Source organism: Deltaproteobacteria bacterium PRO3 (genome assembly GCA_030263375.1).
GTDB lineage: Bacteria > UBA10199 > UBA10199 > DSSB01 > DSSB01 > DSSB01.
Window position 1 is genome coordinate 83,392 of the sequence record SZOV01000001.1, and the last position, 18,209, is coordinate 101,600.

The following is an 18,209-nucleotide window of genomic DNA, read 5'->3' on the forward strand; positions in this document are numbered from 1 at the left end:
GCCCGGGTGCTAGGGCCCCTGCCCAATGAAACGCCTGCTTTGCCTATGCCTCCTCGGCACCCTCGGCCTGCAATGGGCCTCGCCCGCCCTCTTGGCCGCCAAGGAGGCCGCCCAAGACCCCGCCCCGGCCGCCGAGAGCGCCCCCGACATCCAGTTGTCGCCTCAGGACACCGAGTTCGGCGAAAGATCCGCGACCGCCGGGAAGTTCGTCTTCAAAGAGATTCCGCGGGACCTGGGCCTCAGCATGAAGGAGTCGTTTTGGGGCTGGGGGGGCCTGGCCTTCGGCCTGGGCATCGGCTTGACGGCCGGGTTGCACAGCGTCGACGACGACCTGCAAAATAGTTTTCAACCCAACGCCCTGTTCGGCGACACCGGCAACGACATCATCGGCTGGACCCTCTCGCCCTACACCATCGGCGGCGTCTCGCTGATCACCTGGATCGTCGCGGCCAACACCCATCATCCCAAATTGGCCGTCACCAGCCGGGCCTTGACCGAGGCCTTGATCCTCTCCATGGGAATAAGCACCATCGCCAAATTCTCCTTTCGCAGAGAAAGGCCCGACGGCGGCAATTTCGGTTTTCCCAGCGGACACGCCACCGCGGCCTTCACGGCGGCGGGGGTGTTGACCACCTTCTACGGCTGGAAGGCGGGGGTGCCTTCCTATGCCCTCGCTTCCTTGGTTTCGATCAGTCGCGTGGACAGCTATAAGCATTTTCTTAGCGACGTCGTCATGGGAGCGGTGCTCGGCACCGTGATCGGCGTCGGCACCGCGAAATTTCACAAGAAGGAACATCCTAACTTTTTCCTGACGCCCCAGGTATCCGGTAAAAATGTCGGTCTCGGATTCACCTACCTCTACTGAAATCCAGCGCGAGCTGAAGCGGAAGTCGCTTCACCTCCCGGGCCTGCTCGCGCCCTTCGCCTTTCATTATTATCCCAGGGTTTCCACCGCGGTAACGGCTGTGGTCTGCGCCCTCTATTACATCGCCGAGCTGCGGCGCCTCTCGCAAAAGCCCTCGCTGCCGATCATCGGCTACTTGAGCGAGCGCCTGACCCGCTCCTCCCACATGGACTTGGCGCCGATCTTCCTCGCGGTGGGGCTGGGGATCTCCGCGCACTTCCTACCCTTGCGCGCGGCCTTCGCGGGCGCCCTGCTCGCCTGCCTCTGCGACGCCTTCGCGGCGCTGATCGGGATGAAATTCGGCGTGCGGCGGATCTTCTTTCTGAAGAAGACCTACCTGGGGACCTTCGCCTTCTTCGTCTCGGCGGTGGTGGTGTTGATTCCGCTACTCGGGCCGCAAGGGGCGCTGATCACGGCAATGGTGGCCTCGCTCATCGAGGCGTTGTCGATCGAGGGCGTGGATAATTTGCTGCTGCCGATCTTGGGCGGGGTCGTGGCGCGATATTTTCTGTAAGGGCGAACCTTGTGTTCGCCCCTACAGCGGCTCTATCGCCTCCAGCGCGTCCGGATTCTCCACCGACGACAGATCCCCCAAGGGCTTTCCCAAGTACCGCTTCTTGATCGCCCCGCGCACGATCTTGGCCGAGCGCGTCTTCGGCAGGGCGGGAACGAAGATCACCTTCTCGGGCCGTAGCGTCTTGCCCAGAACCTCGCCGACCTTCTCGGACAATTCGGCCGCCAGGGCCTCGCCTGCGCGGTAATCCCCCTTCAAGACGACGAAGCAGACGATGCCCTCGCCCTTGATCTCGTGCGGGACGCCGATCGCCGCGGCCTCGGCGCAAGCGGGGTGCCGCAGCAGCGCCGCCTCGATCTCCGCCGGCCCGGTGCGCCGGCCCGAGACCTTGATCGTGTCGTCGGCCCGGCCCTGCAAAAACCAAAAACCGTCCTCGTCGACGATCGCCCAGTCGCCGTGAAACCAGAGATTCGGCCACTTGGAAAAATAGGTCTCGAGGTAGCGCTCCTTGTCGTTCCAGAAACCCTTCGTCATCGAAGGCGCCGGCTTCTTGCACACCAAATAGCCCACCTCGCCGCGCAGCGGCTTGCCGTCCTCGTCGAAGACGTCGACGTCCATGCCTAAGCCCGGACCTCGCAGCGTCGCGGGCTTAAGCGCCGTGATCGGCAGCGGCGCCAAGAGACAGCCGACGATCTCGGTGCCGCCGCTGATGTTGATGATCGGGCAGCGGCCGCCGCCAACCTTGTCGAAAAACCAGCGGTAGGACTGCGGGTCCCAGGGCTCGCCGGTGGAACCCAGGATGCGCAGCCGGCTTAAATCGTGCCTCTTCACCCAGGACTCGTCCGACTTCATCAGCAGGCGGATCGCCGTCGGCGAGATCCCGAAGATGGTCACACCGTGGCGCTGCACTACGTCCCAAAGCCGGTCTGGCTGCGGGTAATCCGGCGCCCCCTCGAAGATCACGAAGGTCGCTCCCAGCGCGGTGGTGCCGATCATCTCCCAGGGACCCATCATCCAACCGATGTCGGTGACCCAAAAAAAGACGTCCTCCGGCTTGGTGTCGAAATAATAGGCGACTTCCTTCGTCATCTGCGCCAAGCAGCCGGCGTGCGTGTGGACCGTGCCCTTCGGGAGGCCCGTGGTCCCCGAGGTGTAGATGATCATGCAACGGGCCTCGGCGTCGAGCTGGGCCGTCGGCACCGGGGGATGCCCCGCCTTCAGGAGCTCGTCGAACCACAGGTCGCGCCCCTCCTGCCAGGGGACCTCTTTGAACAGGCGTTTCGCCACGACGACGTGCTTCACCGAGGGCACGTCCTTCAGCGCAAGGTCGGCGCTCTGCTTGATCGCCACCTCCTTGCCCCGGCGCAGGGAGCCGTCGGCGGTGATGAGGACCTTCGCCTCGGCGTTTTTCAGGCGCACCGCGAGCGGCTCGGGCCCAAAGCCGGAGAAGATCGGGATGACGATCGCGCCCAGCTTGAGGCAGGCGAAAAAGCTCACCACCATCTCGGGGATCATCGGCAGGTACAGCCCGACGCGATCTCCCTCCCCGACCCCCAGCGCCTTCAAGGCCGCGGCCAGCTTGCCGACCTGATCCTGCAGCTCGCCGTAGCTGAGCTTCTTCACGGCGCCGCAGTCGCCCTCCCAAATAAAGGCCGTCTTGGCGCCGTGTCCCAGCTCGACCGGGCGGTCGAGACAGTGGTCGACGATGTTCAGCTTTCCGCCCAGGAACCACTTGGCCCAGGGAAATCCCTCGGAGGCATCGAGCAATTTGTCGTAGGGGCGCTGCCAGCGGATTTGGAGATCCTTCAGGCATTCTGTCCAGAACCACTCGGTGTCCTCGCAGGAGCGGCGGATCAAGGCGTCGTAGTCGGCGATCCCGTGCTTTCGCATAAACCGGGTGATGTTGGATTTTTCCAAATAGTCGCCGTAGGGTTTCCAGACGATCTCGGACATGGCGCGCTCCCTAAAAAAGGATAGGTTTCGGGTCGGAAAACTGATATCTCATTGTCCAATAGCTTCAACAAAAATATCCCTATGCAATTAGCCGTTCCCCGCTATTCCCAAAAGAGCTTTCCCAAGTACCGCTACGTGCCCAGCGTGCACCCGCATCCCGTCATCGATCCCAAGGGGCACAGTTACAAAAAAGAGGAAGAGAAGCCCGAATACCTGCCCCACGAAAAGTGGAAGCAGAACGACCTCTACCTCTACGGTGTCGACCTCTTCAACAACGGTTACTGGTGGGAGGCCCACGAGGCCTGGGAGAGCATCTGGCTGACCACTCAAAAAAACGACATGGAGGGCCAGTACCTCCAGGGCCTCATCCAATTTTCAGCGGCCCTGCTGAAGCTTTTCTCCGGCAACCGAAAGGGCTTCGAAAGCCTGCTGCGCGAGGCCACCAAGCGCCTGCAGTTTTGCCTCAAAGAGATGGCCCAGCACAAGATGCGGCACCTGATGGGCCTCGACCTCGAGGACTGGCTCAAAAAAATCGAAACCTTCTGTTCCTGCCTCGAGCCCGGCGAGGGCGAGGCCACCGACGCCCTGCATTTCACCAGCTTCCCCGCCCTCATCCTCGAATCCTAAGCCATGCGCCTGATCAAAAAGCTCCTCCGCGTCGGCGTCACCCTCTTCCTGCTGGTCCTCTTGGCGGTAATTCTAATCCTCCGTTGGCCGATGGAAGACCCGTCCCTCTCCCCTGCCGCCTTCGCGCCGCGGCCGGCCTTCGACAAGCTGCCGAAACTGCGCCTCCAGGTCTTCGAGACGGGCTATTCCGAAGCGCCCGAGGCCTACGCCGTCCGCGGCGGGTCCTTTTTCGCCAAACGGCGCATGACCCACGGCGCCGTCCTGATCGAGCACCCGCGGGGCCGGGCGGTCCTGGATTCGGGACTGGGAACGGGCTTCGCGGAAGAGAACGCCAGGGCGCCTTGGATCCAGGGCCGCTTCGCGCAGTGGTTTTTCACGCCGACCCTGCCCCTGGCGAAAAACCCCGAATTTCCCCCGCTGGATCCCAATCGGGACTTCTTCCTGCTGAGCCACCTGCACTGGGACCATGTCGGTGGCACCCTGGATTTCCCCGACATCCCGGTCAAGGTGCTCGAAGCGGAGCGGGCCTTCGCCCTCGACGCCGCGCGTTCCGAGGCCCACGGCGTCTACCCACACCATATTTCGGCCTTGGGCGAGCGCTTGCAGGGCTTAAGCCTGCAGGACAAGCCCTATGAAAACTTCCCGCAAAGCCTGGATCTCTTCGGGGACCAAAGTATCGTCCTCGTCTCCTTGGACGGCCACACCCCCGGCTCCTTGGGGGTCTTCGTCAATTTGCGCGGCGGCAACCGCTTCCTCTTAGTCGGCGACGCGCTGTGGTCGGTGGACGCGGAAGGCCGGCCGGAGGCCCGCTCCCGGCTGGCCGAATGGACCAGCGACCTGGACAAGGCCCGGGCGCGCCTCGTCCGCCAAAGGCTCGCCGAGCTGATCGCCCACAGCAATGAGGTGACATTGGTCCCGATTCATGATTCAAAGGCCTTGGAGAAGGTCCGAAAGGCGATGGAAAAAAGCTTGTGACCTTTGCCTTTCCGCACAGTCTTAAAATAAAACCGGTGGAGCGATTATGAAACGCCTATTCCTGATATTGTTGGTGATTTTTGGAACAACCCAATTCTGCCCTCCCCTCGCGGCGGCCGAGAGCGGCAACGGCAAGACCGTCGAGCAGGACGCCAAAGAAGAAAAGCCGGTCGGCGGCGAAAGCGGCAAGAAGGGCGGCATCTACGTGGTGGGGCGCGGCTTCAAAACGGCGGGCAGCGAGATGGAAAAGGGATTCAAGGCAGCCGGGCGCGGCATCGTCAAGGGTGGCAAGGCCACCGGGCGCGGCTTCAAGAAGGCCGGCGGGGCCATCAAGAATTTCTTCACCGGCGAGACCGGGGATAAGAAAGAATCGAAATAAGCTTCAAATCAAGTGGGAGAACAAGTGCCGCAGTATCGGAGTTGGAAATTTCGCCAAGGTTTTTCCCGAAAAACTTAGACACCTCGACACTTCGGCACTCCGACACTTGGCCCGACACTTGAATCAGTAATCAATCAAACTAAAAACCGGATAATCCCCCAAGGCCTTGCGGCCGTTGAGGAAGGCCAGCTCGATGACGAAGGCCAGCTCGGCGACCTTTCCGCCCATCTTCTCGACCAAGTGCGCGGCGGCCGCGGCGGTGCCGCCGGTGGCTAAGAGGTCGTCGACGATCAGGACCCGCGAGCCCTTGGGGATGGCGTCTTCGTGGAGCTCGATGGTGTCCTCGCCGTATTCCAATTTATAAGTGTAAGAGACGGTCGTATAGGGCAGCTTGCCCTTCTTGCGCATGATCGCGAAGCTCTTGCCCAGGACATAGGCCAGCACCGACCCAAATAAAAAACCGCGCGACTCGATGCCGACGATCACGTCGACCGGCTTTTCGCGGTAGCGCTGCACAAAGCTGTCGACGATGTATTTAAAGGCCTCGGGATTTTGCAGAAGCGGCGTGATGTCTTTGAAGACGATCCCGGGCTTGGGGAAGTCGGGGATGTCGCGGACGATTTTTTTGAGGTCCATGGTATTTCCCGTGTTGAGGGTGATGCTCAGACGCTGATATTGCCTCGATTGACAAAAATCCACCTCAAAATCGCCCCAGCCGCGCGGGGCCAAAAAAAAAAGCGGTTCCAGGCCGACGGCCTGGAACCGCTCTACCCTATCCGTAACCCCGGAAATCCCGGCGCTGCCCGCTACTCCGGGAGGCCGAACATCACCAACCTTCCGGGGTCCTGTAAAAATCCCGTCCCCACATAAACGCGCCCGTTCACAATGGTTGCCCCGGAAAGGCTCATCGCCCCCAGGGGGGCGCTCCAAAGCAGCTCTCCGCTGCGGGCGTCGAAGGCATGGAAATTGGGAACCGGAGGCAGCTCGGGCCAAAATCCCATGATAAATCTGTACATAGGAGCCGCCGGCGCGAGGGCCGTCTGGTACACCACGCCGTTGGCCGAAGAGGGCGGGCCCAGGTAGGGATTGAGAGGGACGAGGCTGGCCTCGGGAAAACCGAAAACGAGGGCCGGATCGAGATACGAGTAGGGATCGGTGGCCTGCCATTCGTAGGCCCCGCTGGAGGGATCGAGAGCGGAAAGGCACCCGCCATGCGTCACCGCCCCGGCCGCCGGGCCGGCCCGCATCGTCCAAGCCCGCGAGGTCAGTCCGCCCTGGCTGAAGTCGAGGTGCGGCGTGTTCTCCGCGTTGACGAAGAGGCTCTTGCCGTCGAAGGCCAGGCCCGAAAGGCCGATCAGCACCGGCGGCCCCACTTGAGTGTCCCAGACGAGCTGCCCGGTCTTAAGCTCCACGGCGAAGGCGCGTCCGTCCTTGACCTTGCCGACGGCGAGGTCGAGGTGGGGCTCGGGACGTCCGTTCCCATCGGTGTCCAGGCCCGCGGCATTGGCCACGTTCCGCAACAACAGGGGCCCGGCGGAGATATTGTAATTCGGCCCGGCCGGATGGGGGCAATTATGCGGATTGCCGATCCCCGGGATGCAGGCGAAAGTCCAAAAATCCTGCGGCACCGCCTGCTGGACCCACACCTTCTCCCCGCTGTCCATGTCCAGGGCCAGCATCGCGTCGATCGGGAGGTCCATGGGCGAGACCGAGGCGGGATCGATGGAATTTCCGCGACGGTAGGCGTCTCCCGTGGCGACGATCACGAGCTTGTTCTTCGGGTCGATCACCGCGCCCGGACTCGCGTACACCGTCACGCCGCTATAACCGTCGGCCACCAGGTGCGGGGCGATAAGCTCGGTGCTCCACACCACCGATCCGTCGCGAAGGTCCACCTTCACGACCTTTCCCACGGAATTGCAACAGGTGTAGCCCGGAAAAAATCCGGAGGCCTCCTCCTCGTAGGAGGTGGTGCCGATGTAGATGTGATGACCGTCCACCGTCGGCGACGACTGGACCCCTTCGTAGAGGTGGTCGGGATCCGTGATCAACGAAGTCCAACGGCAACTGCCGTCGTTGGTGTTGAGAGAGATCAGGTATCCTGCGGGAACGAAGCTGGGATAAAATGGAAAATTGGTCCCGCTGGTCCCGACGATAACTTGATCGCCGAACAAAGTGGCGGCCGTCTGCACCATCAGCATAGGCATGGGGGCGCCCGGGTTGCATTCGGCGAAGACGTCTTCGATCTTCCTTTTCCAAATCTCGTTGAGATTTTTGTCCAGCTTATAGACGTAGGAGCCGTAATCGTCAAAGGAGGCCGGGCCTTGCGGCCCCATGCCCGCCACGTCTCCGTCGCCGTTGATGTCGTTGAAGGCCTCGGCGAACAGGTCGGTGAAATACACGGCGTCCTCCGTGACGGTCGGGCCCTTGATGATCGAGCCCGAGGCCTGGTAGGAGGCCAATTCGATCAACTGGCCGACATTTCCGGGCCCGATGAGATCCTCGTCGGGCTGGTGGCGGGTGCCGTTGCGATCGCGGTCATGGGTTTTCCAGCTGATCGCGCCCGCTTCGGGCGCGGCCCAGGCCGCGATGGCCAAGATCGCCACGAGGCAAAACAGCGCCTTGGTGAAAGTTTGCTTCATAACATCACCCCTTTTCTTGGATGCCGAATTTTTTGGAGTGCTCTGACAAGGGGAAAAGCAAAAAATGTACCACGAAGTATTTCGTAAAAATAAAAGTAAAATCAATTAGTTATAGAATAGGGCCGTATGCCCGGACACATGCGCGCATGATGAGTCCTATCAATATGAGGACGCTTCAAAGCCCGGCCCCGCGCGCCGCGAGAGAAAAACGATATTTTTTCGCATTTCAAACTCGGGACGCCCCGAAGAAGTTCCCGTCAGGAATATGACAATGGGTGGGTGATTTTCGCCGGGCTATTTATTGGAAGTATACCGCCGCTCCGGCAGGAAGTCCTCGGGATCGTAGGTCCCGTTCTCGTCGCGGATCTCGAAATGCAGATGATCGCCGCTGGCGTTGCCGGTGCTGCCCATCTTGGCGATGCGCTGCCCCTGCTGGACACGATCCCCTTCGTCGACGAGATTTTTGTCGTTGTGCGCGTAGGCGGTGAAATAGCCGTCGTCGTGCTTGATCACGATCAAATTACCATAACCGCCGAGCTTGCCTTCGTAGACCACCGTGCCGGACGCCGCGGCGACGATGGGGTCACCCTCGTCGCCGCCGATGTCGATGCCGTCGTGGGGGCGCCCGTTGCGCTGTCCGTAGGGAGAGTTGACCGGCCCGTCGAAGGGCCAGATGAACTTGCCCGCCGCTTTGCCGCGCGCGTAGCCGGAAGGGTGTTTTTTTCGTTTTTTGATGCCTTTGTCCGGGGATTTGCCGGGTTTTCCGTTGAAGACGGCGCGGAAATCGCTGCACTGGGGGAGCGCCACCAGGCAGAGCAACATCACCGCGATGAGCTTACGAGGGCTCGAAGCCATGCTTTCCCTTCAATTTGACGAAGCGGCATCCGGAGAGCGTTCGACTGCGCCACTCCCCGGCTTCTTTGCGGTACAGCACCAGTTCTTGCGCAAACTCTCCGCCGACCGGGAGGATAAAACGGCCCTGCTCGCCGCTCTGGTCTAGGTAAGGCCGTGGCACTTGGGGGGAACCCGCCGCGACGACGATGGCGTCGAAGGGCGCCTTGTCGGGCCAACCGAGGGTCCCATCGCCCAATTTGAGATGGATGTTGCGGTAGCGCAGCTCTTTGAGGGCCTTCCGCGCCTTCAGCAGCAGCTCGGGCAGGCGCTCGATGGAATAGACCTGCGCGACCAACTCGGCCAGCAAAGCGGTCTGATAGCCGCAGCCGGTGCCCACCTCGAGCACCCGGTCGGTAGGCCTCAACTCCAGGGCCTCGAGCATGGTCGCGACGATGAAGGGTTGGGAGATGGTCTGCCCCTGGCCGATCGCCAGCGGATGGTCGTTGTAGGCCAGGGGCCGCAGCCCCTCCTCGACGAAGCGGTGGCGCGGCACCTTGAGGAAGGCCGCCAACACCCGCTCGTCGCGGACGCCGCGGGCGATCAGCTGGTCGCGCACCATGCGCTTGCGAGAGATCGCGTAATCGCCGTCGAAGGCCGCCCCGCCCGGTGGGGTCGCCGGCTCGACTCGGGGCTTTTTCCATGAGAGGGCGCCGGCCATCTTATACCTTCCAGCTGCGGATCTTCTCTAAAAAGGGATAGTCGGTCATATCCACCTTGATCGGGGTGATCGAAATCTTGCGCTCGAGGATCGCGTTGCAATCGCTGCCGGGGATGTTTTCGTAGCCGATCTCGTCGCCGCCGATCCAGTAATACTTCTTTTTTCGCGGGTCGAGCTTTTCGACGATGATGTCGCTGTAGTTGCGCTTGCCCAGCTTGCAATAGGCGTAGCCCTTCAGGCTGTGCTGGGGGAGGTTGGGGACGTTGACGTTGAGGACGATGCCCTTGGGCAGGCCTTCCTTGTGCACCCGGCGCGCCAGCTTGGCGGCGAAGTTGGCCGCGGGCTTGAAATAGGGCCGGCCGTCGCGCAGCACGAGGGAGACGGCGATGGAGGGGATCCCCATCATGGCGCCCTCGAGGGCGGCGGAAACGGTGCCCGAGTAGTGGACGTCGTCGCCCAGGTTGCCGCCGTGGTTGACGCCCGAAACGATCAGGTCGGGCTTCTTGCGATCCAAGATCTCGTTGACCCCTAAGTTGACGCAATCCGCGGGCGTGCCGGTGACAGCGTAGAAATTCTTCTTGGTCTCGAGGATGCGCAGCGGTCGGTGCAGAGTGAGGGAGTGACTGGCGGCGGACTTTTCGCGGTCCGGCGCGACCACGATGACGCGCGCGATCTTCTTTAGGGTTTCGGCTAAGACTTGGATGCCTTCGGCGTAGATGCCGTCGTCGTTCGAGACCAGGATGAGCATTGCCGGCACCATAGCGGATTCCCCGGATTAAATCCATAGAATTTCATAAGGTTTCCGGCCTTGACGGCATTATTAAAAATTAATAGTATTGTTATTAATCATTCCTATGGAAAAAAGCACGATCACCAGCATTTCCCTACCCGCCTCCCTGGACAAAGAGCTCACCCGAGAAGCCAAGCGTGAGCACCGGACGAAAAGCGGCATGATCCAAGAGGCGATCCGCTTTTTCCTGGAAAGCCGTAAGTGGAAACTCCTACAACAGGACATCTCCCTCCGTGCCAGCCGGCTCGGTATCGGGTCGGACGACGACATCGAAAAGCTGATCGACGAGATCCGTGAGTGAAGATTGTCCTGGATACCAACGTATTGCTTTCCGCCCTCGTCTTCCCGGGAGGGCCGCCGGAAAAAATCCTGACCATGGCAAGACTGAGGGAGCTGAAACTTTGTATTTCTCCGGATATTTTCTCGGAATTACGAAAGGTGCTGCGCCTAAAATTTAAATATACGGAAGAAGAGGTCGAAGATTTTATCGAGCGTTTCAGGGCCTTTGCTCAAATGGTCTATCCGGAAGATCGCTTGGATCTCATTACCCGAGTGGACGCCGACAACCGTATTTTGGAATGCGCGGTTCATGCCAAGGCCGATTTTTTGGTTACCGGCGACAAACGAGATATCCTTCCCTTAAAGAAAATCAGGTCCACGATCATCGTCAACCCAAGTCAGTTTTTGGATTATTGGAGCCGTAAAAAGGCATAAAAAAATCCCCCGGCTGATCTCTCAACCGGGGGATCTTGGTCGGGGCGACTGGATTTGAACCAGCGACCACTCCCACCCCAAGGGAGTGCGCTACCAGGCTGCGCTACGCCCCGATGTTCCGTCTGGGGATTATTCGACGGAAAATACTAAATTCCAGCAGCCGAGGCACTTCGGCCCCTACATGCTTTCCAAGATCTTCGCAAGCTCCTGGAGCTTGCTTTTGATCTCCCGCAGCCCTTCCTCGTTCGTCTCGCCCACGGGCAAGGCCAAGGCCAGCTGCGGCGCCCCCGACTCTTTTCCGCGCGGCTTGCGGGCCAGCTCTTTGAGCCGCTTGCGCGCGCCCTCGATGGTGAACTTCTCTTTGTAAAGCAGGTCGCGGATCCGCAGGATCAATTCGACCTCTTTGCGCTTGTAGAGGCGCTGCTTGCTCTTGCTCTTCCCCGGCGCGATGTCGGGAAACTCGGTCTCCCAATAGCGCAGCACGTAGGGCTTGACCCCGACGATGTCGGCAACCTCGCCGATCTTGAAATACACCTTGTCGGGGATGACCGAGGCGTAGGGGTCGCGCTGTGGGGAGGATTCCTTCTTCATAAAAAGATACCCGCGGCCTTCATACCCCGAAGGCATCCCTCGCTGTCAAGGAATTGCGATAATTCCTGGACTTAGACTATTCTTTATTAAGTGCTTGTTTGAGGACTTGAGAGGGCCGGAAGGTCAAGACCCGGCGCGCCGAAATCTCGATCTCTTGCCCGGTCTGGGGATTGCGCCCCATGCGGGGACGCTTGCTGCGGACCACGAAGTTGCCAAAGCCGCTGATCTTGATCTTTTCGCCTTTTTCGAGCGTGTCCTTCATCGTGTCAAAGATCATCTCGACGATGTCCGAGGATTCCTTTTTGGAAAACCCGATCTTTTCGTAAATCGATTCGACCAGATCCGCTTTGGTCATAACAACCTCCTATAAACTCAGCGCAGCGAAACGCCGATTTTCTCTTTCAAATTTTCCAACAGCCGCTCGCGCGCCTGGTTGACCTCGTCGTCGGTCAGGGTACGCTCGGGACTGCCGTATTCGAGCGTGAAGGTCATGGCCTTCTTCCCCTCTTCGAGGGGTTTCCCTCGATAGAGGTCGAAAAAGACGGCCTGACGCACCCAGGGCCCGCCGTGGGCCCGAATCTGCCCCAGGATTTCGCCGTGGGAGACGGATTCGTCGACGATTAAGTTGAGGTCCCGCCAAATCGAGGGAAACGGCGATACCTCTTGAAATTTTACAGGATTTTTCGATTCTGTCAAAAAGAGATCTAAGGAAATTTCAGCCAGGGCCACCGGGACCCTCAGGCCCAGCTCCTCCCCCAAGACCGGGTTCAGCTCGCCCAATAGGCCCTCCTCGCGCTCGGCCGCGCCGGCTGGAGCCCAGCGGAGGGTCGCCTGGCGCTTGGGATGCAAAAAGCCCTGGGCGCAGGCCCCCTCGAGGAGCACGCCGGGGCCGGCCAGGCCGAACAAGGCCTTCAAGTAACCTTTGAGGTCTAGGAAAGAAACCCCTTCTTCTTTCTCAAGAAAATGCAGGCCACGGCGCGACCCGCTGAGCCCCAGACAGAGGCGCCAGCGCTCGGCGAAGGGGGGCGAGGTCTCGGGCTTAGGCAGGTAAACCGGGCGCAGCTCGAAGAGCTTCAGGTCCTTGTTGCCCCGATGGACATTCGACTGGAGGGTCTGAACCATCTGCGGCAGGAGGCTGGGCCGCATCACCGCCAGCTCCTCGCTGATCGGATTGAGCAGCGTCATGGCCTCGGGGGCCTCGAAGCCGAAGCGGCGCAGCAGCTGGGGCGAGGTAAAACTGTAATGCAGGACCTCGGAAAAACCCCAGCCGACCAAGGCCCGGCGAATCCGGTCGAAGGGATGCTCGCGGGGAGGGGGCAGCTCGTGGAGGGAGATCCGGGGGTATTTCGTGGGGACCCGGTCGTAGCCGTAGAGTCGGGCGGCCTCTTCCACCAGGTCGATCTCACGGCTCAAGTCACCTCGGTAGCTGGGAACGGCGTAGGTCGCGGCCTCTTCCGTGGCGCTTTTTTCTTCCAGACCGAGAGCCCGGAAGGAGCGGCGGATCGTCTCGGCGGGGATCTCGTAGCCCAAGGTGCGGCTCAGGGTTTGGCGCCGCAGAGGAATCTCGCGAGGGAGCACCGGCTGGGGATACATATCGACGACGTCCGAGCTGGCCGCTCCGCCCGCCCATTCCTGGATGAGGGCCGCGAGGCGGTTCAAGGCCTCGAGGCAGCCGTTGGGGTCAACCCCGCGTTCGAAGCGATAGGAACTCTCGGTCTGCAGCCCGACCCGCTTGGCGGTCCTGCGCACGGCGTCGGGCGCGAAATAGGCGCTCTCGAGGAGGAGCTCTTGGGTGTCCGGCTCGACGCCGGAATCGGCGCCGCCCATGACGCCGGCCAGGGCCAGGATGCGCTCGGCGTCGGCGATGACCAGGTCGCCCTCCTGCAGGGGGCGCGGCTTGCCGTCGAGGGTGACGATGGACTCGCCCGCCTGGGCCCGGCGGATCTCGAGGCGGCCCTGGCGGATCTGCCTTAAGTCGAAGGCGTGCAGGGGCTGTCCGGTCTCGAGCATGACGTAATTGGTGGCGTCGACGACGTTGTTGATCGCGCGAATCCCGCAGGCCTCGAGCCGGCGCTGGGCCCAGCGCGGCGAGGGTCCGACCTTGACGCCGCGGACGAGGCGGCAGGTATAGCGCGGGCAGAGGTCGGGGGCCTGCAGTTGGACGCGGATATTTTCTTCTAATGAAAATCCTTGCTGAAGGGGCCCTTCGCGCTTGTCCCCCGATAAGGGGGGGCCGGCCCCTACGGGCGCATCGAAGGCGGCGGCCACTTCCCGCGCCAAGCCCCGCATCGACAGGCAATCGCCGCGGTTCGGCGTCACATTGACCTCAAGGATGGTGTCGTCCAGGCCCAAGGCCTCGGCAAGCGGGACTCCCTCGGGCGTCTCCGGGGGAAGAATCAGGATCCCCTCGCTCTCGGCGGCAAAGCCCAATTCTTTCTCGGAACAGAGCATCCCGCCCGACTTCACCTTGCGGATGACCGTCTCTTGGATCTCCATGCCGTTGGGCAATCGCGCCCCGGGCAGGGCCAAGGCGACCTTGTCGCCGGCCTTGTGGTTCTTCGCGCCGCAGACGATCTGGTGGACCTGCGCGCCGGTGCGGACCTCGCAAAGAGTGAGGCGGTCGGCCTGCGGGTGCTTATCGACCTTTAGCAGGGTCGCGGTCACGACCTTTTCGAGCCCCTTACCCTGCGCGTGCAGGCCCTCGATCTCGAGGCCGGCGCGGGTCAGGCGGTCGGCGACGGTCTGGGCGTCGGCCTCGACCTTGACGAATTCTTTGATCCAATTGACGGAGGCTTTCATGTTTTATTTCCGATGGGGAAATTTATTTCATTTCGGTGGATCTTAACTTTGTTACTTTTGCGTCTTTGCCGACTCCGTAGGGACCGTTCGCGAACGGCCCCTACGCTAAAATTGCTTCAAAAACCGAATGTCGTTCTCGAAAAACAACCTCAAGTCGTTGATCCCGAACTTGAGCATCGCCAGGCGCTCGAGCCCGATGCCAAAGGCGAAGCCCTGGTACTTGTCGGGATCGTAGTCGACGAATTTGAAGACCTCGGGATCGACCATCCCGCAGCCCAGCACCTCGATCCAGCCCGTGCCCTTGCAGAGATTGCAGCCCTTGCCCGCGCACTTGAAGCAGCTCATGTCGAGCTCAGCGCTGGGCTCGGTGAAGGGGAAAAAGCTGGGGCGAAACCGCACCTGGGTCGAGGCACCAAACAGGCCCTGGATGAAGAGTGACAGCACGCCCTTCAAGTCCGCGAAGGTGATCCCCTCGTCCACCCACAGGCCTTCGATCTGGTGGAACATCGGCGTGTGCGTGACGTCGGAATCGGAGCGGTAGACGGCGCCCGGCGCGATCATCCGCAGCGGCGGTCGCTGTCCCTTCATGACGCGGATCTGCACGGTGGAGGTGTGGGTGCGCAGCAGCCACTTTCGGCCCTGCAAATAAAAGGTGTCCTGCAGGTCGCGGGCCGGGTGGTGCACGGGGATATTGAGGGCCTCGAAGTTATGGAAGTCGTCCTCGATCTCGGGGCCGGTGCGGGTGACGAAGCCGAGGCGCTCGAAGAGCTCGCGGGCCATCTCCAGGATCTGGGTCACCGGATGGAGGTGTCCCAGGGACTCGGGCCGGCCCGGCAAGGTGACGTCGAACTTGTCGGCTTGGAGCTGGCGCTCGATCTGCGCGGCCTTGAACTTGCGCAGGGCGGCGTCGTATTCGCCCTCGAGAAACTGCTTCACCTCGTTGGCCGCGGCGCCCACCAAGGGGCGGTCCTCGGCGCCGAGCCGCCCCATTTCCTTCAAGACCTCGGTCAGCCGGCCCTTTTTTCCCAAAAACTCGGTTTTGACCTCTAGGAGCTTGGCCTCGTCGTCGGCCTTGGCGAGCGCGGCGGGGAATTCCTTCCGAAGCCGCTCCAAATTTTGCAGGAGGGAGTCTTTCATCCGGTCAGCCATTCGCCGGCGCATTTTGTGCCCGGCTCAGGGGAGATTATAGGGGCCCAATATCGTCCGGCACCGAGGCCGGGTCCGCAACCGCTTGGGCTGGGGACCGAATCGGCCGACGGCCTCGCAGGCTTGCGACTTCGACCGAAGCCCTTTGGGGTCGCCGCCGGTCGAAGGCCCAAGCCCTTGGAAAAGGCTTAAGCCTTCTTCGCAGCCTCGACGACCTTCGCGAAGGCCGAAGGATCTTCCGAGGCCAGGAAGGCGAGGACCTTGCGGTCGAGCGCGATCTTGGCCTTCTTCAGTCCGCCCATCAGCTTGCTGTAGCTGAGGCCGAGGGCCTCGGCGGCGGCGCCGATGCGCTGGATCCAGAGGCTGCGGAAGTCGCGCTTCTTGATGCGGCGGCCGACGTAGGCGTAGGACTGTGCCTTGTCGACGGACTCTTGGGCCGTACGGAAGAGCTTGCTGTGGCCTCCGCGGTAACCTTTGGCGGCCTTCAGGACTTTATTGCGACGGCGGCGGGCTTTAAAGCCCCGTTTGACTCTTGGCATGGTAAGCTCCTTGCTTCTCTTTCAAATGCTTTCGACGAACGCCCTAGGCCAACAGCGCGATGCGCAGGCGCTTCTGCTCGACCGCGTTGACCACGCGGTTGCGGCGCAGCTGGCGCTTGCGCTTGCGCGGCTTGTTGGTGAGGATGTGGCGCTTGTTCTGCTGCCCCCCCATCACCTTGCCGGTGGCGGTGACTTTGAATCGCTTCTTGGCTCCACGTTTCGATTTCAGCTTGGGCATAGTGTTTCCTATTCGGTTTTGGCCTGGGGCGCTTCCTTCGGAGCGCTCGTCGGCGGAGGGCTCTTCGGTTTCGCGGGCTCGTGTTTCTTTGCGGCCTTGGCGGCCATTAAAATCATCGTCATCTGCCGCCCTTCCATTTTGGGCGGCACCTCCACGACGGCCTTGTCCTGGAGCATGCCCAGGATCGTCTCCATCACCTTTTTGCCGCCTTCTCGGTAGCTCATCTCGCGGCCGCGGAACACGACGGTCGCCTTGACCTTGTGCCCCTCCTCGAGGAAACGCTCCATGTTGCGGACCTTGAAGCCGAGATCGTGCTCGTCGGTCACGGGCCGGAATTTCACTTCCTTCACCAGCACCACCACTTGGTGCTTCTTGGCCTCTTTTTGCTTTTTGGTCAGCTCGTACTTGTACTTCCCGTAGTCCATGATCTTGCACACGGGCGGATTGGCGTTGGGCGAGATCTCGACCAAGTCGAGACCCTGATCCTCGGCCATTTGGATCGCCTTGGAGGCGATGTAGACTCCGAGCTGCTTGCCTTCGGCATCGATCAACCGCACCTCGGGGGCGCGGATGCGTCGGTTGACGCGGACTTCTTTGCTAATAAGAGTAACCTCCGTTTAATGTGCAGGGAAACCTTGCGATCGCCCTCCGCTGCGGGGCGAACACAAGGTTCGCCCCTACAACCTTGTTTCGATCTCTTTCTGGAGCAAGTCCAGATACGCTTCGAACTTCATCGCGCCCTTGTCGCCCTCGCGGCGGCTGCGCAGGCTGACCTCGCCCGCGGCCTGCTCGTTCTTGCCCACCACCAGCATGTGGGGGATCTTGGCCAGCTGGGCCTCGCGGATCTTGTGGCCGATCTTCTCTTTGCGATAGTCGGCCTCGGCGCGAATCCCACGTTCTTTCAGGGATTGCAAGAGCCCGGCCACGTAGTCGTTCTGCTGGTCGGTGATCGGCAGCAGGATGGCCTGCACCGGCGCCAGCCACACCGGGAAAGCGCCCGCGAAATGCTCGATCAGGATGCCGAAGAACCGCTCCAAGGATCCCATCAGGGCCCGGTGCACCATGATCGGGCGCCGGCGGCTGCCGTCCTCGGCCACGTAATGGATGTTGAAGCGCTCGGGGTTGTTGAAGTCGACCTGCACCGTCGAGCACTGCCACATCCGGCCGATGGTATCCTTGATTTTCAAGTCAATCTTGGGACCGTAAAACACCCCTTCCCCGGGGTCAACCTTAAAGGCCAGGCCCTGGGCCTCGAGGGCGCCGCGGAGGGCCTTGGTGGCCAGGTCCCAATTTTCGTCGCTCCCGACCGACTTTTCGGGACGGGTGGAGAGGAAGAGCTCGAATTCGTTGAAGCCGAAGGTGCTTAAGAAACGCAGGGTCATCTTCAAGACCTGCTCGACCTCGCCCTGCAACTGGTCGGGGCGGCAGAAGATGTGGGCGTCGTCCTGGGTGAAGCCCCGCACCCGCAGCAGGCCGTGGAGGACGCCGGAGCGCTCGAAGCGGTAGACCGTGCCCAGCTCGCCCAGGCGCACCGGCAGCTCGCGGTAGCTGCGCATCCGGCTGTTGAAGATGCGCACGTGGAAGGGGCAGTTCATCGGCTTGATCTCGTAGTCCTGCCCCTCGACCTCCATCGGCGAGAACATGTTCTCTTTGTAGAAGTCGACGTGGCCGCTGGTCTTCCAGAGGTCCAGCTTGGCCATGTGCGGCGTGTAGACCAGCTCGTAGCCCTCGCGGCGGTGCTCGGCGCGCCAGAAGTCCTCGATGGCGCCGCGGACCCGGGCGCCCTTGGGGTGCCAGAGGATGAGGCCGGGGCCCTCCTCTTCCATCATCGAGAAGAGGTCCAATT

21 protein-coding genes and 1 tRNA gene are annotated in these 18,209 nt (G+C 61.5%); 7 read left to right on the forward strand and 15 right to left on the reverse strand.

Annotated features, from left to right (window positions below):
• Positions 1–25 precede the first annotated feature (25 nt).
• Positions 26–865: a phosphatase PAP2 family protein gene (locus tag FBR05_00430; protein ID MDL1870652.1), complete on the forward strand. Its 840-nt coding sequence runs from the start codon at positions 26–28 to the stop codon at positions 863–865.
• The gene (locus FBR05_00435; GenBank protein MDL1870653.1) at positions 834–1,418 is read left to right on the forward strand and encodes a hypothetical protein; all 585 of its coding nucleotides are present in this window, start codon (positions 834–836) and stop codon (positions 1,416–1,418) included. Before FBR05_00430 ends, FBR05_00435 begins: the two co-directional genes overlap by 32 nt.
• Before the next feature lie 21 nt (positions 1,419–1,439).
• Here FBR05_00435 and FBR05_00440 read toward each other — a convergent pair whose 3' ends face one another.
• Positions 1,440–3,371 (reverse strand): AMP-dependent synthetase, encoded by a 1,932-nt coding sequence (locus FBR05_00440; protein ID MDL1870654.1) that lies wholly within the window; start codon positions 3,369–3,371, stop codon positions 1,440–1,442.
• An 81-nt stretch (positions 3,372–3,452) separates the two neighbouring features.
• Here FBR05_00440 and FBR05_00445 point away from each other — a divergent pair, with 81 nt between their 5' ends.
• The 3 genes from FBR05_00445 to FBR05_00455 are packed head-to-tail and all read left to right on the forward strand — an operon-like array spanning position 3,453 to position 5,352.
• Entirely contained in the window at positions 3,453–3,998 is a 546-nt protein-coding gene (locus FBR05_00445; GenBank protein MDL1870655.1) for a DUF309 domain-containing protein, read from the forward strand.
• A 3-nt stretch (positions 3,999–4,001) separates the two neighbouring features.
• Positions 4,002–4,973, forward strand: coding sequence for an MBL fold metallo-hydrolase (locus FBR05_00450; GenBank protein MDL1870656.1), 972 nt, complete (start codon positions 4,002–4,004; stop codon positions 4,971–4,973).
• Positions 4,974–5,019: 46 nt separating this feature from the next.
• Positions 5,020–5,352, forward strand: a complete 333-nt coding sequence (locus tag FBR05_00455; protein MDL1870657.1) for a hypothetical protein — start codon at positions 5,020–5,022, stop codon at positions 5,350–5,352.
• Positions 5,353–5,475: 123 nt separating this feature from the next.
• Here the strand turns inward: FBR05_00455 and FBR05_00460 are convergent, their stop codons facing one another.
• The 5 genes from FBR05_00460 to surE form a co-directional block, all read right to left on the reverse strand.
• Positions 5,476–5,988 (reverse strand): adenine phosphoribosyltransferase, encoded by a 513-nt coding sequence (locus FBR05_00460; protein MDL1870658.1) that lies wholly within the window; start codon positions 5,986–5,988, stop codon positions 5,476–5,478.
• Between the two features lie 170 nt (positions 5,989–6,158).
• Positions 6,159–7,994, reverse strand: a complete 1,836-nt coding sequence (locus FBR05_00465; GenBank protein ID MDL1870659.1) for a hypothetical protein — start codon at positions 7,992–7,994, stop codon at positions 6,159–6,161.
• A 294-nt stretch (positions 7,995–8,288) separates the two neighbouring features.
• On the reverse strand, positions 8,289–8,849 hold the full coding sequence (locus FBR05_00470) for a M23 family metallopeptidase (GenBank protein MDL1870660.1): 561 nt from the start codon (positions 8,847–8,849) through the stop codon (positions 8,289–8,291).
• A complete protein-coding gene (locus FBR05_00475) occupies positions 8,830–9,546 on the reverse strand; it encodes a protein-L-isoaspartate(D-aspartate) O-methyltransferase (protein ID MDL1870661.1) in 717 nt (238 codons plus the stop codon). Before FBR05_00475 ends, FBR05_00470 begins: the two co-directional genes overlap by 20 nt.
• 1 nt (position 9,547) lies before the next feature.
• Complete coding sequence (gene surE, locus FBR05_00480; GenBank protein MDL1870662.1) at positions 9,548–10,294, reverse strand: 5'/3'-nucleotidase SurE; 747 nt, start codon at positions 10,292–10,294, stop codon at positions 9,548–9,550.
• Positions 10,295–10,400: 106 nt separating this feature from the next.
• Between surE and FBR05_00485 the strand changes: the two genes are divergently transcribed.
• Both FBR05_00485 and FBR05_00490 read left to right on the forward strand, forming a co-directional pair.
• On the forward strand, positions 10,401–10,637 hold the full coding sequence (locus FBR05_00485) for a ribbon-helix-helix protein, CopG family (protein ID MDL1870663.1): 237 nt from the start codon (positions 10,401–10,403) through the stop codon (positions 10,635–10,637).
• Positions 10,634–11,050: a putative toxin-antitoxin system toxin component, PIN family gene (locus FBR05_00490; GenBank protein MDL1870664.1), complete on the forward strand. Its 417-nt coding sequence runs from the start codon at positions 10,634–10,636 to the stop codon at positions 11,048–11,050. Before FBR05_00485 ends, FBR05_00490 begins: the two co-directional genes overlap by 4 nt.
• Positions 11,051–11,086: 36 nt before the next feature.
• Here FBR05_00490 and FBR05_00495 read toward each other — a convergent pair.
• From FBR05_00495 to thrS, 9 genes are all read right to left on the reverse strand, one after another.
• Positions 11,087–11,163 (reverse strand) — tRNA-Pro (locus FBR05_00495).
• 64 nt (positions 11,164–11,227) lie between these two features.
• Positions 11,228–11,641 carry a MerR family transcriptional regulator gene (locus FBR05_00500; protein MDL1870665.1) on the reverse strand — a complete coding sequence of 138 codons (414 nt, stop codon included), beginning with the start codon at positions 11,639–11,641 and terminating at the stop codon, positions 11,228–11,230.
• A gap of 76 nt (positions 11,642–11,717) precedes the next feature.
• Positions 11,718–11,996, reverse strand: a complete 279-nt coding sequence (locus FBR05_00505) for an integration host factor subunit alpha (GenBank protein ID MDL1870666.1) — start codon at positions 11,994–11,996, stop codon at positions 11,718–11,720.
• 17 nt (positions 11,997–12,013) lie between these two features.
• Positions 12,014–14,440: a phenylalanine--tRNA ligase subunit beta gene (locus FBR05_00510; GenBank protein MDL1870667.1), complete on the reverse strand. Its 2,427-nt coding sequence runs from the start codon at positions 14,438–14,440 to the stop codon at positions 12,014–12,016.
• 105 nt (positions 14,441–14,545) lie between these two features.
• Complete coding sequence (gene pheS / locus FBR05_00515) at positions 14,546–15,589, reverse strand: phenylalanine--tRNA ligase subunit alpha (protein MDL1870668.1); 1,044 nt, start codon at positions 15,587–15,589, stop codon at positions 14,546–14,548.
• 185 nt (positions 15,590–15,774) lie between these two features.
• Entirely contained in the window at positions 15,775–16,125 is a 351-nt protein-coding gene (gene rplT / locus FBR05_00520; GenBank protein ID MDL1870669.1) for a 50S ribosomal protein L20, read from the reverse strand.
• 43 nt (positions 16,126–16,168) lie between these two features.
• The gene (gene rpmI / locus FBR05_00525) at positions 16,169–16,363 is read right to left on the reverse strand and encodes a 50S ribosomal protein L35 (GenBank protein MDL1870670.1); all 195 of its coding nucleotides are present in this window, start codon (positions 16,361–16,363) and stop codon (positions 16,169–16,171) included.
• An 8-nt stretch (positions 16,364–16,371) separates the two neighbouring features.
• On the reverse strand, positions 16,372–16,965 hold the full coding sequence (locus tag FBR05_00530; protein MDL1870671.1) for a translation initiation factor IF-3: 594 nt from the start codon (positions 16,963–16,965) through the stop codon (positions 16,372–16,374).
• Between the two features lie 75 nt (positions 16,966–17,040).
• A partial coding sequence (gene thrS / locus FBR05_00535) for a threonine--tRNA ligase (protein ID MDL1870672.1) occupies positions 17,041–18,209 on the reverse strand: 1,169 nt, incomplete at its 5' end.